We start from the raw sequence: 14,665 nt of genomic DNA, 5'->3' as shown, positions 1-14,665 counted from the left end.
TCATCCCTTGATCACGGCGAGGGGCCTCAACGCAACCAGGATGTCCACCAGGTCATCCTGGTTTTTCATTACGATTTCTATGTTCTTGTAAGCACCGGAAGCCTCCTCCAGGTCACCAGGCCTTCGCAGGGCATGAATAATCCCTTTTTGGTCAAGTTTTTCAATTTCCTGTTTCAGGTTAAGAGACCGGATCGCCTCCTTGCGTCCCATTTTTCTTCCGGCACCATGTGAACAGCTTTCAAAACTCTCCGGGTTGCCTTTCCCTCTTACAATATAGCTGTTTGCGCCCTGGCTGCCAGGAATGATCCCCGTGGTATCCAGGCTTGCCCGGGTGGCTCCCTTACGGTGAACCATCACTTCCTGCCCAAAGTGCTTCTCTGGTGCTGCATAATTATGGGCAATATTGATCATTGGGGCGGCCCGGAATTTCCCTTTGAAATGCCCTTCAAAGACCGAAAGGATATTGTCCATCATCAGCCGCCTGTTGGAAAGGGCAAAATCAATGCAATAGTCCATTTCAGCAATGTATTGCCGGCCTTCAACACTATTGACAGGTAGCCAGGCCAACTGAACAGAGCGGGGAACAGTACTTTTCCACTGCTCATTCAGTTTTATGGCCAGGCGGTTATAATAATCAGCCACTTGTTTGCCGATGTTTCGGCTCCCTGAATGCACCATGATCCATATCTGCCCATCCGAACCCTTTTGGATCTCAATAAAATGGTTTCCTCCGCCCAGGGTGCCGATCTGGTGGGTTGCGCTGTCATATTCACGGCTCACCACCGGCATTTCCTGCAAGCTTTCCCTGAAAGGCATCCTGCTTTCATCCTGGGGTTTGCTGTGATGCTTAAAACCCAAAGGGATCAGGGCCCTAATGCCTGAAAGTATGCTTTTGAGGGTTTTTACATCCACTTCCTCCAAGGAAGTCTGCACTGCACACATCCCGCATCCAATATCAACGCCAACGGCATTGGGAATGATAACCTCCCTGGTAGCCAGCACCCCTCCAATGGGCATGCCAAATCCCTGATGGCAATCCGGCATCAGGGCTATATGTCTGAAGGCAAACGGAAGACGTGCCAGGTTTCTGGCCTGTTCAAGGGCCCCGGCCTCAATATCGTTAAGCCAGAGTTTGATCGGTAGCGGCTCGTCTTTGATTTCCCGGATCATTGCTTTCGTACATTGAAAGAATGAAGATAGTGCATTTTTTCAAAATTTCCCATAGCTGCTGCAGAATAAGGCTTGCTGACTTCAATCCGAAGGGCAGAATTGCTACCTTTGCACTGCACTAAAAAAATAAGCAAAAATGGCATTAAACTGTGGAATGGTGGGGATGGCCGGAAGCGGCAAGACCACGCTTTTTAACTCATTATCAAGAGGTCGTGAAGCTGATACCCACATGGCAGGGAAACCTAACCTCGGTCAGATTGAAGTACCCGATCCGAGGCTTGATGCCATCGCAGCCCTTGTGAAGCCAGCCAAGGTGGTCCGGACCACTGTTGAGATCATCGACATCCCTGGCCTTACCAAAGGCGGAGCTACCCAGAAAGGTGCCGGTCAGTTCCTGGCCGAGATCCGCCAGACCGATGCTATCATCCACGTGCTGCGTTGCTTTGATGATGTCCATGTGCCGCATATCGAGGGAAGCGTAAACCCCCTGCGCGACAAGGAAACCATTGACCTGGAGCTGATTGCCAAAGATCTGGAAACCCTGGAGAAGAAGATGCAGCGCGTTGAGAAACTGGTGAAGGTGGGCGAAAAAGATGCAAAGAAAGGACTTGAACTGCTCAAAAAAATTCAGGACCATTTCGAGAACGGTGAACCAGCCCGCAGCTTTCCCTTCCAGGATGACGAAATGGCTTTGGTTGACGACTGCTTCTTTCTGACCATTAAGCCGGTGATTTACGTTTGCAATGTGGATGAAGCCTCAGCGGCGAATGGCAACAATTACACCGAAATGGTCAAAACGGCCATTGAGCAGGAAGGGGCAGAAATGCTGGTCATTGCCGCAAAGGCAGAGGCCGAGATCGCCCAGCTCGACAGCGAAGAGGATCGGATGGCCTTTCTGGAAGACATGGGCCTGAAGGAACCAGGGGTAAACAAACTCATACGGGCAGCGTACCATACCCTCAACCTGCACACCTTCTTTACTGAAGGCCCCAAGGAAGTCAGGGCCTGGACCATCCGTGCAGGAACCCTCGCCCCCCAGGCGGCTGGGGTTATCCATTCTGACCTGGAAAGGGGATTTATCCGTGCGGAAGTAAAACGCTGGGAAGACTTCGTGGAGCTTGGCTCAGAACACGCCTGCAAACAAGCCGGAAAGTTCCACATCGAGGGCAAAACCTATGTGGTAAAAGACGGCGATATCTTCCATGTAAGATTTAACGTTTAAAAAAGAATTCCTGACGAAATACAAAAAATGACTGCTTCAAAACAATGAAGCAGTCATTTTTTTTGCCCTGGCCTTTTAATTGTTAAATTTCTTTCAAACGCATTCACTGACAGTGCCTTAAAAGTCTCGAGCGATTAAGCCGGAACCCTGTAACCTTAATCCTGGCTCATAGTTTAACCGGTGTTAATACGGAGTTTATACGGTTTAAACCGTATAAACTCCGTATTAACCCTATCCGAAACCCGATCTTTAACCAAATCCAAAGTAAATGTGGCCTTTTTTATTGGGGACAAAAAAGTGAAAGGGAATGGCATTTGAGGCATATTAATGAACGCCTCAACCATATAAAATGAAATGTTTAAGGATTATAAAGCTTCAAAAAAATCCTGCAGGGCATCCAGGTAATATTCCTTCCAGCCTTCCACCATATTATCGAAAGCCTCTTCAGGAATGCCTGTGTGCAAAACCATAATCTGCGTTCCTCCCTTTTCGGGAAAGAGTTTGATGGTAACAATGGATTCTTCCTCCTCGCCTTCAAAATACCACTGTTGTTTCAGCATTTTTTCAGGCTCAAATTCTATGTTTCGGCCAGTGATTTCTCCATTAAGCAGGCTGAACTCTGATTCGGGTTCCTCGCTCATTATGGCGGGCTCACCGCTCCAGAGCTCAATAGTCAATGGATTGGTTAAAGCCCTGTAAACCTCTTCAGGGGTTGCTTTTAGTTTCCGATACAATTTAAGGTTTTTCGACATGGCTTATTTTTTCTTTTTCAACACAAATGAAGTCAGGGCAGGGATATACAACATCAGTCGCTGATTATTCGGATCCGAATGGGTTGAATAGACCAGCTTTTCATCAATACGACCGAAGCCTCCAAACCGTGGGTTATCGGTATTCAGCACCATTGAATAGTCTCCAGAAGGAGCCTTGACCGGGTAATCCGTATAGGAATCAAACGGATTGAAATTAAAGACAAACACAAGTTCCTTACGCCCGATGACCAGGATCTGATCCGAGACATGTTCCATCAAGCGATTCACCTCAGGATACAACAAAAGTTTTTCTTTTCGGATCAGGCCAATCATCTCCTGGTCGAAAGCATTCAGCAAATGATATCTGAGATCGGGATCTTTCATTAAACTCCACTGCCTTCGTGCATGGTGATACGACCAATTGTTGTGCCTTCCGGGAAAATCGATCCATTCAGGGTGCCCAAATTCATTCCCCATAAAATTCAGATAGCCATTGCCAGCAGTGGCAAGGGTAATGAGACGAATCATTTTATGCAAGGCCATCCCATTGTCAATGGTCAGGTTTTGCTGGTCGACCCGCATATTGAAATACATATCCTGATCCATCAGCCAGAAAATGATTGTCTTATCACCCACCAGGGCCTGATCGTGAGACTCGGCATAATGTATCGTTTTTTCATCCCAGCGTTTGTTTGAGAGCTGGTTAAACATTTCGCTCACGTGCCAGAACTGTATGCGCTGCTCCTTAATGGTTCTGATCCAGTAATCGGGCACCCCCATGGCCAGGCGATAATCAAATCCCAGTCCGCCAAGGGCCTGTGAAGTGGCCAGACCCGGCATTCCGCTCATCTCTTCAGCGACACTGATGGCACCGGGTTTTATTTCGTGGATGAGTTTATTGGCAAGATACAGGTAAGTAATGGCATCTTCATCCTGGTTTTCGTTGAAATACTGGTCATAACTCATAAACGCCGTTCCCAGTCCGTGATCCAGGTATAGCATGCTGGTCACCCCGTCAAAACGATACCCGTCAAAGCCATATTCTTCCAGCCAGAATTTACAATTGGAAAGCAAAAAGTGTAACACACTGTCTTTCCCGTAATCGAAGCAGCGGCTGTCCCAGGCAGGGTGATTGCCGCGCGGACCGTCGTGAAAGAACTGATAATAGGTGCCATCATAACGGCTTATACCTTCTACCTCATTCTTTACTGCATGGGAGTGAACGATATCCATAATGACCCTGATACCCCTGCCATGAGCATCGTCAACCAGGGCTTTTAGATCCTCTGGCGTGCCAAAACGACTGGAAGCAGCAAAAAAACTATTGACATGGTATCCAAAAGAGCCGTAAAACGGATGCTCCTGGACAGCCATCAGCTGGATGGTATTATAGCCAGCCTTTTCAATATGTGGCAAAACATTTACCCGAAACTCCTCCCAAGTGCCCACTTTATATTCTTCGGTGGCCATCCCGGTATGTGCTTCATAAATCAGTGGAAAAAAGTTTTTGTCGTATTTCAGTGCGTTTTTCCATTGATATTCCTCATCAGGACTCCAGACCTGGGCATTCCATAGATGAGTGACCGGGTCCTGTACCACTCGATTTGCCCAAGCCGGGATACGGTCGCCCGATCCACCTTCCCAGCACATGAAAAGCTTGTAAAGGTCCTGGTGTTTCATCGCACCGTCAGGCAAGTTGAGCTCCCAGTTGCCATTGCCAATGGGCTGAAGTTTATAAGATTCCTCCAGTTTCCATTGAGTAAAATCGCCAATCAGGTATATGCAGCTGGCGTTGGGTGCCCACTCCCTTAGCACCCAGCCTTCTGGTGTGCGGTGCAGACCAAAATAATTATAGCCATTGGCAAAGTCACCCAGCTTGCCTTCGCCCGTCAGTTCCTTTTCTTTTTGGTAAGCCTTGCGCAGGCGGCTTACAATCTTATACTTGTGCGGCTCAAGGAATGGATCTTTTTTAACAAAATCAGGCGTTAGCATGGGCGGGAGGGTTACTGGTTTAAAATAAGGCAGTCAAACCAAAATTCTTTATCAAACATAAACTTTTTTATTCAACCAAGGGTAGTTTTACCCAGGCTTTTTTCAATAACATTTAGGGTTTTTTACATTATTTACCCCCTGTCGTCACTTGCCATTGCACCAAAAAAACATACCTTTGCATAATTTTAATTCAATCTAAATAAAGCTAACTTCGCTTACACAATAATGACGCTGAATGATCTGAAAAACGGTGAACGGGGCATTATCCTGAAGGTAAAAGGACGGGGCGCTTTCCGCAAACGGATCATTGAAATGGGTTTTGTTGTCGGGAAAACTGTCGAAGTCATCAAGAAGGCCCCCTTGCGCGATCCCATCGAATATTGTGTCATGGGATACAATGTTTCTTTGCGTGGGAGCGAAGCCCAGCTCATTGAAGTGGCCCGTGAAAAAGATTATCAACCTGCAGGTGAAAAAGCTTTTGACGGTACCATAACCCGTGATCGCATCAACAACCTGAGGCGCTATGGAAAAACCATCAACGTAGCCCTCGTAGGCAATCCCAATAGCGGGAAAACCACCTTTTTTAATTTTGCTTCAGGATCAAGAGAACGGGTTGGCAACTACAGCGGAGTGACCGTCGACGCAAAAGAGTCGCGGTTCCGTATGAATGGTTATCATTTCCGGATTACTGATTTACCAGGCACGTATTCTATCTCGGCATATACCCCAGAAGAGGTTTTCGTCAGGAATTTTATCCAGGAGAAACTACCTGATGTTGTGATCAACATTGTGGATGCCTCCAGCATCGAGCGTAATCTTTATCTTACTACGCAATTGATCGACATGGACATCAGGGTCATTATGGTGCTCAATATGTACGATGAACTTGAAGCCAAAGGTGACCAGCTCGATTATGAATGCCTTGGAAAAATGATCGGTATCCCCATTGTCCCTACCGTAAGTTCGAAAGGGAAGGGGATTCGGGAGACCTTCGAGAAAGTGATAGAGGTTTTTGAAGACCGCAATCCGGTCATCAGGCATATCCACATCAATTATGGCAACAGTATGGAGCGCTCCATCAAGGATCTCCAGGACCTGATCAATGCTCCGGGCAACCAATACCTGACAGATAGAATTTCTTCACGTTTTCTGGCCATTAAACTGCTGGAAAAAGATAAGGAAGCCATTAAAAAGATCATGGGAAACTGCCATAACCATGAGGAGATTCTCTTCTATGCAGGGCAGGAAAGGGACCGTTTGGAAAAGGAGTACGGCGAACATCCTGAAACCGTGATTACTGACCTGAAATATGGGTTTATATCGGGCGCCTTAAAAGAAACCCTCAAGCAGGCTGCCGCTGAAGAGCGTAAAACCAGTGAAGTAATCGACACCCTGATCACCCACAAAGTTTTCGGAATCCCCATATTCATGCTTTTCATGTGGATCATGTTCTGGGCAACGTTCCAATTGGGAAGCTATCCTATGGAATGGATTGAATCGGGGGTTACTGCCATTGCTGAATTACTGAATGGGAAAATGAGTGATGGGCCCTTAAAAGACCTTCTTGTCAATGGTATTGTCAGCGGTGTGGGTGGAGTGATTGTCTTTCTTCCAAATATCATACTGTTGTTCTTTTTTATCAGCCTGATGGAGGACACAGGATATATGTCCAGGGCGGTTTTTATCATGGACAAGCTGATGCATAAAATCGGGCTACACGGAAAATCTTTCATACCTCTATTGATGGGTTTTGGCTGCAATGTGCCAGCCATCCTGGCAACGCGAACCCTGTCGAACCGCAACGATAGGCTCCTGACCATGCTCATTAACCCCTTCATGTCTTGCAGCGCCCGGTTGCCAATCTATGTCCTGCTGATCAGCGCATTCTTTCCCGAAAACCAGGGAAGCATGCTGTTCATGATTTACCTGATCGGAGTCTTGGTCGCTATTGGTGTTGCCCTGTTGTTTAAAAAACTTCTTTTCCGATCGCAAGAGGTACCTTTTGTGATGGAGTTGCCTCCCTACCGCATGCCTACTCTGCGCGCCACTACTACCCATATGTGGAGCCGCGCCGCGCAGTATCTCCGGAAAATTGGAGGTGTAATACTCGTCGCATCCATCATTATATGGGCATTAGGGTATTTCCCCCACGGAAATAAGTACCAGCAGGAAATAACTGTCCAGCAGGAAACCTTGCGCAAAGAATACCAGGCAAAAGCCATTTCGAATCCTGCACTAACACCCGAGGAGAAAGAGGTCCTGACCCAGGGTCTGGATGAACAACTGCAACTTACAGCGGCAAGAGGTTATACTTCAAGGCTCGAAAACAGTTATATCGGAACCATAGGTAAAACCATTCAGCCTGTGATGAATCCCCTGGGATTTGACTGGAAGATGACCATAAGCATTATTTCCGGAGTTGCCGCAAAGGAAATTGTGGTCAGTACGCTGGGTGTTCTATATCAGGCCGACGAGAATGTTCAAACGCAAAGCCAGTCTTTGATCGAAAAATTGCAAACTCAGACCTACACCCAGGGTCCCAATGCAGGTCAGTATGTCTTTAATAAAAGGGTTGCATTCAGTTTTATGCTTTTTGTATTGCTCTACTTCCCCTGCATAGGTGTGATTGTTGCCATCAGCAAGGAATCTGGACACTGGAAATGGGGGCTTTTCACAATTGTTTATACTACCCTGATCGCCTGGGTTTTCTCATTTGTTTTTTACCAGGCCAGTGGCCTGTTTGTCTGAAGAAAGGAGCATTTATGATACAATGGATCATTACCATCGGAATATTAACCATAGTTCTCATTTATACCATTATCAAGGTAGTCAGAATAATTCAGCGACCCAGGGATGAAAATGCTTCCCCCTGTGGATCCTGCTCAAGCGATTGCGCTTCCTGTCCCTTCCTTACCAAAGTCAATTTACCAGATAATCTGGGAGAAAATCATTAAAGAAGGTAATTTTTTGTTATTTTCGGTTGAGCAATCCATTCAACCACAATGACACTGCCTTGAACCTTCAGTCCATCCTTTTTAAATACTGGGGCTTCAGTTCCTTCAGGCCCCTGCAGGAAGAAGTCATCCAGTCAGTGCTCGATGGCCACGACACCCTGGCCCTCATGCCGACAGGGGGAGGAAAATCACTCTGCTATCAGGTGCCTACCCTGGCACGCGCTGGATTGTGCATTGTCGTAACACCCCTCATCGCCCTGATGAAGGACCAGGTACAGAACCTGAAAAACCGGGGGATAAAAGCCATCGCTGTACACCATGGAATGAGCCGGATGGAAATTGATATCGCCATTGATAACTGCGTATACGGTGACATCAAATTCCTTTATTTATCTCCCGAGAGACTTACCACAGAACTGCTGCGCGTGAGGATACCCAAAATGAAGGTTTCTCTTCTGGCCGTTGATGAGGCCCATTGCATCTCGCAATGGGGCTATGATTTCAGGCCCCCTTACCTGCGCATTGCCGAAGTACGAGAATTACTTCCCAACACACCCATCCTCGCTCTGACTGCTACTGCAACCCCTGAGGTGGTCAAGGATATCCAGGTAAAGCTGGATTTTCGCAATCCTAAGGTATTCCGCAAGAGTTTTGAGCGTAAAAACCTTGCTTACCTTGTCCTTGAAGAAGAGGATAAGCTAAACCGGTTGTTGAGGATTTGTAAAAAGGTTATAGGCACTGGGATAGTTTATGCGCGCAACAGGAAAAAGACAAGGGAAATCGCTCAATTCCTTTCGAGAAATGGGGTGCCGGCCGATTTCTTCCACGCAGGACAAACGACTCCTGAGCGTGACAAGAAACAAAAAGCCTGGATGGCAGAAAAAACCAGCGTGATGGTTGCCACCAATGCCTTTGGGATGGGCATTGACAAGGCCAACGTGCGCTTTGTCGTTCATATGGACCTCCCCGACTGCCCTGAAGCTTATTTCCAGGAAGCCGGACGTGCAGGAAGGGATGAAAAAAAAGCCTACGCCGTATTGCTTTTCAATAAATCAGACAGTATTGAACTAAAACGCCACCACGATCAATCTTTCCCTCCCATTGAATTCATCAAAAAAGTGTACAATGCACTGGGAAATTATTTCCAATTGGCCATTGGTGCTGGAAGAGAACAGCGTATGGCTTTCAGTATGAGTGATTTTGCTGAGAATTTTGCTTTCGATCCTGTTCTTACTTACAACGCCCTCCTTTTCCTGGAACGTGAAGGCTATCTTGCCCTCTCTGAGGCTCTGTCTAATCCCTCCAAATTATTTTTCACCATTGACAAGGAAGAACTTTATCGGTTCCAGTTATCTACCCCGGCTTACGATTCATTGATAAAGGTTTTGCTTCGGTCCTATGCAGGCCTGTTCACCGAATTTGTTAAAATCAATGAAAACGACCTGGCAAAGAGATTGAATATCAGTCGGGAAGAGGTAGTAAAACGCCTGAAGTGGCTCCAACAGGTCAATATCCTGCAATATGAACCTCAAAACGATCTGCCTACTCTCACCTTCCTGGAAGAGCGATTGCATGAAAACCAGTTGCGGATTTCACCCGAGGTTTACCACGAAAGACGAAAATTTGCCAGGGAACGACTCGATGCCATGCTCCGCTATGCTGAGACCACAAACAAATGCAGGAGCATCCTGTTGCTGAATTATTTCGGGGAAGACATCAGGCAACGTTGTGGGCAATGCGATGTTTGTCTCGAACGCAACAAAGCCGACGTATCAAATTATGAGTTCGACCTGATTTTAAAGGAAATTAAACCCTTGCTCCTGCAAAACCCGATGCCTATAAAGGAATTGCTGGCCCTAATACCTCCCTCATTATCTGAGGAAAAGGTAATCAGGGTGGTGCAATGGTTGATGGAAAACGATAAGATCATTCTCCTCAAGGACGAGCTGACCATGAAATGGGCTGATTAGGCAAGTGATTTCCATCCATCAGGCTTCTTGCCAAAACTTTATTTCTCAGCCCTTTTCCTTACCTTTGCAGCAATTAATAAAAAAAAACAACTCCAGCGATATGCAAAGATACAGGCATATTTTTTTTGACCTCGACCGCACCCTATATGATTTTGACCGTAACAACAGGGAAACCATTTTTCAGTTGTATCAAAACTTCAGGCTTGATGAACAGGGCGTAAGCAGCTTCTCCGAATTTCACCAAACCTATAGAGGCATTAATCTTGGTTTGTGGGAACGCTACAAAAAACAAGAAATCACCAAGGAATACCTTAACGTAACCCGTTTTGCAGAAACCCTGAAGGCCTTCGGCATCAATCACGGGCTGGCAAGTCAGTTTGCATCCGAATACATTCGTATAAGCCCCCTGCAGGTTAACCTCGTTCCTGGCACCATTGAAATCCTTGAATACCTGCATCCCCGCTACCCACTTCATATTATTACCAATGGTTTCGACGAGATTCAATTCATCAAGATTGAACGATGTGGCTTAAACCCTTACTTTACCCACATTATCGTTAGCGAAGACGCCGCTGCACAGAAACCAGACAGGAGAATCTTTGATTTCGCCTTTGAAAAAACCAAAGCCATTCCTGAAGAGTCGATTTATATTGGTGATGATCCCCAGTCTGACATTTTGGGGGCAAAAATGGCATGCATGGACCAGGTGTGGCTGGCACAGCCCGACGAAGTATCAGAGCATGAACCTACATACCGGATCAGCAACTTGTTGGAACTAAAGAATATTCTCTGATTTAGTTCAGAAACGCGCTATGGGGTGAATACCCCCCTTTACCATATCCCCTATCTTTACTAAAGGTTCAACATCCAGGGGTAAGTACAGGTCAACACGCGAGCCAAATTTAATGAACCCGAGTTCTTTTCCCTGTGTAACCTCCATTCCCGTTTTGCTGTAACAAACGATCCTTCGGGCTACAAAACCAGCCACCTGGTGCATTAATATCTGCCTGCCCTCATGGGTTTCAAAAGCTATGGAGGTTCGTTCGTTAAGGGTACTCGACTTAGGATTCCACGCCACGAGGAATTTGCCGTGGTGATGTTTTTTGTAAAGGACCTTCCCGCTGACAGGATAACGGTTCTGGTGAACATTGGCCGGCGACATAAATATGGATACCTGCAGCAGCTTTCCCTTGAAAAACTCTTTTTCGATGGTCTCTTCCACCACCACCACACGTCCATCGGCAGGGCTAAGGATAATGGAGGGGTCCTGAACGACCTTCCTGTTGGGCGAACGGAAAAACTGCAAAACAAAAACAAGCAGGAGCAACAGGGGGCCGTAGATCCACCAGGTCCAGGCTCCTGATTCAGGGAACCACAAGCGAAGGATTAGCCTTGCAGCTAGCAATAAAATGGCAACAAAAACGATTGTTGGATAACCTTCCCGGTGAATTTTCATGTTCAAAATCAGAATACAATGATTAAATAGACAAAAACAAAAGGAGCAGCCATTATTACCCCGTCAAAACGATCCAGAATGCCCCCATGCCCAGGCAATAACCTTCCGCTGTCTTTGGCATTGATACTGCGCTTAAACATGGATTCAAAAAGATCACCATAAGAAGTAAAAATCACCACAATAAGAGAAATGATCAGCCAGTCAAGGGTTCCAATCTGGATAAAATAGCGCGAAATAAACAAACCTGTGAGGATAGCCATTACCCCCCCCCCAATGCACCCCTCCCATGTCTTTTTCGGGGAGATACGTTCAAAAAGCCGGTGCTTTCCCAGGGCCGATCCCACCAAATATGCGCCAGTCTCGTTCATCCAAACCAGGAAAAAGAATCCAAGCAACAGCTCAGAATGATAGGTTTGAGGCATGAGGTTGGGATTGGGTAGATAATTTAAGAGCGAAAACGGGATGGCAATATAGAGTAACCCAAAAAAAGTAAAAGCAATATTGGTGAATGGATTAGGCAATCGCCTGTATAGTTCGAAGAGGAAAATCAAAAACACAAACACAAAATTCAGCATCAGGATTCCTCTTCCAGCATGCCCGCCGGCAATAAAAGCATTGGACATAAACAAAAAAGCTCCCGTAACGATACCTGCAAATTTGTTTGGATAAATGCCTGCGGTTTCCACCAGCTTATAAAATTCCCATAAACCCAAAACGGTGATTGCAAGAAACAAGCCTGCAAAGAAATAATAATGTGAAATGATGGACACCACAACCAGCACAACAAATACAATTCCCGTAAGTGTCCTAAGTATCAAATTATTCACAGTTCCTCCCTGTTAATGATTTGGCTGGCCTTCAATACGTCATCTTGCTGGACATACAACTCAATCTCCCCGAAAAGGTAGAAAGAATCCTTCTTATTAACCACCACACTCTCAATCTCAAAATCCATTAAAACAGCCTTAACGATTTCAACCTTATGAAGATAGGTGGAACTATATACCAAATGCCAGTGATCTTCCATTTTCTATAAAAGAAGTCCAAAGCTTAGCTGTCTTCGACCAAAAAGAGGTACACCTCCTTGGGTCCATGAGCGCCATGGACGAGGGTTTTTTCTATATCAGCCGTACGGCTGGGCCCAGTCACAAAAGTTATCATTGAAGGAAGTACACCGTCGTATTTCTTATTCATAAACTGGAATGCATCTTTTATGTCCCACACCAATTGGCGTGAGGAGGCCACCACAATATGGACGGGAGGATAAATAAAGCTTCGTCGACCCCCACCCTGCTTGCTGCTCATCACGATAGCACCCAGACGACTAACCAGCACTTCACAACCCGTTAAGGCTGCCTGACATTCGTCCATCAATTTACAGTCTCTGATGCAGGCAATTCCTTTTTCACCAAGGAAACCACCAAAAAATTCCTCTCCGCAAAACAATTTTTCTATGCCCTTTTCTTTCAGAAGGGCTCTAAGATTATTACTAAGCTCCTCATAGTCAGCGCAATAAATAAAGTTCCCGTTTACTTTTGAGAAAGACTCGGCAAAAGATACATCAAGGAATTCAGAATCGGGTGCAGCGTGAACCGGGCTCTCCAGATCAACGCTTTCATAGGGAGGCAGCTGTTGGTTTACCAGGGCATCCCTTACCTTTTTCAGTACTTTTTCCTTAATGGTGCTCTCTTTCATTCCTGCGCTATTGTTTGCCCGGGATCGGTGAGACCCTTTGAAGGGTCTGGATCAGGATTGCTAACCGCCGATGGACCATCTTTCGGATTGGCATCAGCAGGGGGCTGGCTTGCTGATTCAATGTTTTGTTCAACCAGTGTCTCTGCTTCCGGTTCAAAGGGGCGCTTGCCAAAAATATGCTCCAGATCTTCCTTGAAAATGACTTCCTTTTCCAGCAGTAAGTCTCCCAGTTGTATCAGCTTATCCTTATTCTCGGTAATGATTTCTTTTGCCCTTTGATAGGCCGATTCCACCAGCTTGCTCACTTCCTCGTCAATAACCTGGGAGGTATGTTCAGAATATGGTTTGGTAAAAGAATATTCGCTCTGTCCGGTGCTGTCGTAATAGCTGACATTACCGATCCGCTTGTTCAGCCCAAAATAGACCACCATGGCATAAGCCTGTTTGGTAACCTTCTCCAGATCATTCAGCGCACCAGTGGAAATCTTTCCAAAGATAATTTCCTCTGAAGCCCTGCCACCCAGGGTGGCCGTAAGTTCATCGTACATTTGTTCAAAGGTTGTGATCTGCCTTTCCTCAGGAAGGTACCAGGCAGCTCCCAGGGCTTTACCCCTAGGAACAATGGTCACTTTCACCAAAGGGTGGGCATACTCCAGCAACCAGCTCACCGAGGCGTGACCTGCTTCGTGATAGGCAATCACTTTCTTTTCCGAAGGCGATATGATCTTGTTTCGTTTCTCCAGTCCACCAATAATACGGTCAACAGCATCCAGAAAATCCTGCCGTTCCACTAACTTTTTATTTCGCCGGGCTGCAATCAGGGCGGCCTCATTACAAACATTGGCAATATCAGCACCTGAAAAACCCGGGGTCTGGCGCGCCAGAAAATCGGTGTCCACATCGGAGGAAAGCTTTAAAGGCTTCATGTGAACCTTAAAAATAGCCTTTCGTTCTTCCAGGTCGGGCATCTCCACGTGAATCTGGCGGTCGAACCGACCTGCACGCATCAGGGCACGGTCAAGAATATCTGCACGGTTGGTAGCAGCCAAGATGATAACCCCCTGGTTGGTACCAAAACCATCCATCTCTGTCAAAAGCTGGTTCAGGGTGTTCTCGCGTTCGTCATTGGCACCTGTCATCGGGTTTTTTCCACGGGCACGTCCAATGGCATCAATCTCATCGATGAATATGATACAAGGCGCTTTCTCCTTGGCTTGTTTAAACAAATCGCGCACGCGGGAAGCCCCCACCCCAACAAACATCTCCACAAAGTCTGAACCACTCAGCGAGAAAAAAGGAACCTGCGCCTGACCGGCAACCGCCTTGGCCAGCAAAGTCTTTCCGGTTCCGGGAGGGCCAACCAGCAACGCCCCTTTGGGAATCTGTCCCCCCAGATCGGTATATTTCTTGGGATTCTTCAGGAAATCAACGATCTCCATCAGTTCAATCTTGGC

General features: G+C 46.5%; 12 protein-coding genes. 4 read left to right on the top strand and 8 right to left on the bottom strand.

Annotation, left to right across the window (positions count from 1 at the left end; genetic code table 11):
• The gene (locus tag V2I46_08595) at positions 1-1,170 is read right to left on the bottom strand and encodes an RtcB family protein (protein ID MEE4177555.1); all 1,170 of its coding nucleotides are present in this window, start codon (positions 1,168-1,170) and stop codon (positions 1-3) included.
• A 136-nt stretch (positions 1,171-1,306) separates the two neighbouring features.
• Here V2I46_08595 and ychF point away from each other — a divergent pair, with 136 nt between their 5' ends.
• The gene (gene ychF / locus V2I46_08590; GenBank protein ID MEE4177554.1) at positions 1,307-2,392 is read left to right on the top strand and encodes a redox-regulated ATPase YchF; all 1,086 of its coding nucleotides are present in this window, start codon (positions 1,307-1,309) and stop codon (positions 2,390-2,392) included.
• 365 nt (positions 2,393-2,757) lie between these two features.
• Here the strand turns inward: ychF and V2I46_08585 are convergent, their stop codons facing one another.
• Positions 2,758-3,144 (bottom strand): SRPBCC domain-containing protein, encoded by a 387-nt coding sequence (locus V2I46_08585; protein ID MEE4177553.1) that lies wholly within the window; start codon positions 3,142-3,144, stop codon positions 2,758-2,760.
• A 3-nt stretch (positions 3,145-3,147) separates the two neighbouring features.
• Positions 3,148-5,136 (bottom strand): alpha amylase C-terminal domain-containing protein, encoded by a 1,989-nt coding sequence (locus V2I46_08580; protein ID MEE4177552.1) that lies wholly within the window; start codon positions 5,134-5,136, stop codon positions 3,148-3,150.
• Positions 5,137-5,361: 225 nt separating this feature from the next.
• On the opposite strand from V2I46_08580, the gene feoB reads away from it, so the two are divergent.
• The 3 genes from feoB (at position 5,362) to V2I46_08565 (ending at position 10,853) form a co-directional block, all read left to right on the top strand.
• Positions 5,362-7,884: a ferrous iron transport protein B gene (gene feoB / locus V2I46_08575; protein MEE4177551.1), complete on the top strand. Its 2,523-nt coding sequence runs from the start codon at positions 5,362-5,364 to the stop codon at positions 7,882-7,884.
• Positions 7,885-8,149: 265 nt separating this feature from the next.
• Positions 8,150-10,060, top strand: a complete 1,911-nt coding sequence (locus V2I46_08570) for an ATP-dependent DNA helicase RecQ (protein MEE4177550.1) — start codon at positions 8,150-8,152, stop codon at positions 10,058-10,060.
• A 100-nt stretch (positions 10,061-10,160) separates the two neighbouring features.
• A complete protein-coding gene (locus tag V2I46_08565; protein ID MEE4177549.1) occupies positions 10,161-10,853 on the top strand; it encodes a YjjG family noncanonical pyrimidine nucleotidase in 693 nt (230 codons plus the stop codon).
• 6 nt (positions 10,854-10,859) lie between these two features.
• Here V2I46_08565 and V2I46_08560 read toward each other — a convergent pair whose 3' ends face one another.
• The 5 genes from V2I46_08560 to ftsH all read right to left on the bottom strand — a co-directional run.
• Positions 10,860-11,516 carry a phosphatidylserine decarboxylase family protein gene (locus V2I46_08560; GenBank protein MEE4177548.1) on the bottom strand — a complete coding sequence of 219 codons (657 nt, stop codon included), beginning with the start codon at positions 11,514-11,516 and terminating at the stop codon, positions 10,860-10,862.
• Positions 11,517-11,524: 8 nt separating this feature from the next.
• Complete coding sequence (locus tag V2I46_08555; GenBank protein ID MEE4177547.1) at positions 11,525-12,343, bottom strand: phosphatidate cytidylyltransferase; 819 nt, start codon at positions 12,341-12,343, stop codon at positions 11,525-11,527.
• Positions 12,340-12,543 (bottom strand): DUF2007 domain-containing protein, encoded by a 204-nt coding sequence (locus V2I46_08550; protein MEE4177546.1) that lies wholly within the window; start codon positions 12,541-12,543, stop codon positions 12,340-12,342. The genes V2I46_08555 and V2I46_08550 overlap by 4 nt, the downstream gene beginning before the upstream one ends.
• Positions 12,544-12,566: 23 nt before the next feature.
• Positions 12,567-13,211 carry a lactate utilization protein gene (locus V2I46_08545; protein MEE4177545.1) on the bottom strand — a complete coding sequence of 215 codons (645 nt, stop codon included), beginning with the start codon at positions 13,209-13,211 and terminating at the stop codon, positions 12,567-12,569.
• Positions 13,208-14,665, bottom strand: a 1,458-nt coding sequence (ftsH, locus tag V2I46_08540; GenBank protein ID MEE4177544.1) for an ATP-dependent zinc metalloprotease FtsH, incomplete at its 5' end; no start/stop codon positions are given. The genes ftsH and V2I46_08545, both read right to left, overlap by 4 nt.

This window comes from Bacteroides sp. (genome assembly GCA_036351255.1).
GTDB lineage: Bacteria > Bacteroidota > Bacteroidia > Bacteroidales > UBA7960 > UBA7960.
This window is presented reverse-complemented; position numbering and strand designations above follow the sequence as displayed.

Bases quoted from the DNA above. Each gene is read 5' to 3' on its own strand.
- V2I46_08595 (MEE4177555.1), bottom strand. From the start codon at position 1,170: ATGATCCGGGAAATCAAAGACGAGCCGCTACCGATCAAACTCTGGCTT.
- ychF (MEE4177554.1), top strand. From the start codon at position 1,307: ATGGCATTAAACTGTGGAATGGTGGGGATGGCCGGAAGCGGCAAGACC.
- V2I46_08585 (MEE4177553.1), bottom strand. From the start codon at position 3,144: ATGTCGAAAAACCTTAAATTGTATCGGAAACTAAAAGCAACCCCTGAA.
- V2I46_08580 (MEE4177552.1), bottom strand. From the start codon at position 5,136: ATGCTAACGCCTGATTTTGTTAAAAAAGATCCATTCCTTGAGCCGCAC.
- feoB (MEE4177551.1), top strand. From the start codon at position 5,362: ATGACGCTGAATGATCTGAAAAACGGTGAACGGGGCATTATCCTGAAG.
- V2I46_08565 (MEE4177549.1), top strand. From the start codon at position 10,161: ATGCAAAGATACAGGCATATTTTTTTTGACCTCGACCGCACCCTATAT.
- V2I46_08560 (MEE4177548.1), bottom strand. From the start codon at position 11,516: ATGAAAATTCACCGGGAAGGTTATCCAACAATCGTTTTTGTTGCCATT.
- V2I46_08550 (MEE4177546.1), bottom strand. From the start codon at position 12,543: ATGGAAGATCACTGGCATTTGGTATATAGTTCCACCTATCTTCATAAG.
- V2I46_08545 (MEE4177545.1), bottom strand. From the start codon at position 13,211: ATGAAAGAGAGCACCATTAAGGAAAAAGTACTGAAAAAGGTAAGGGAT.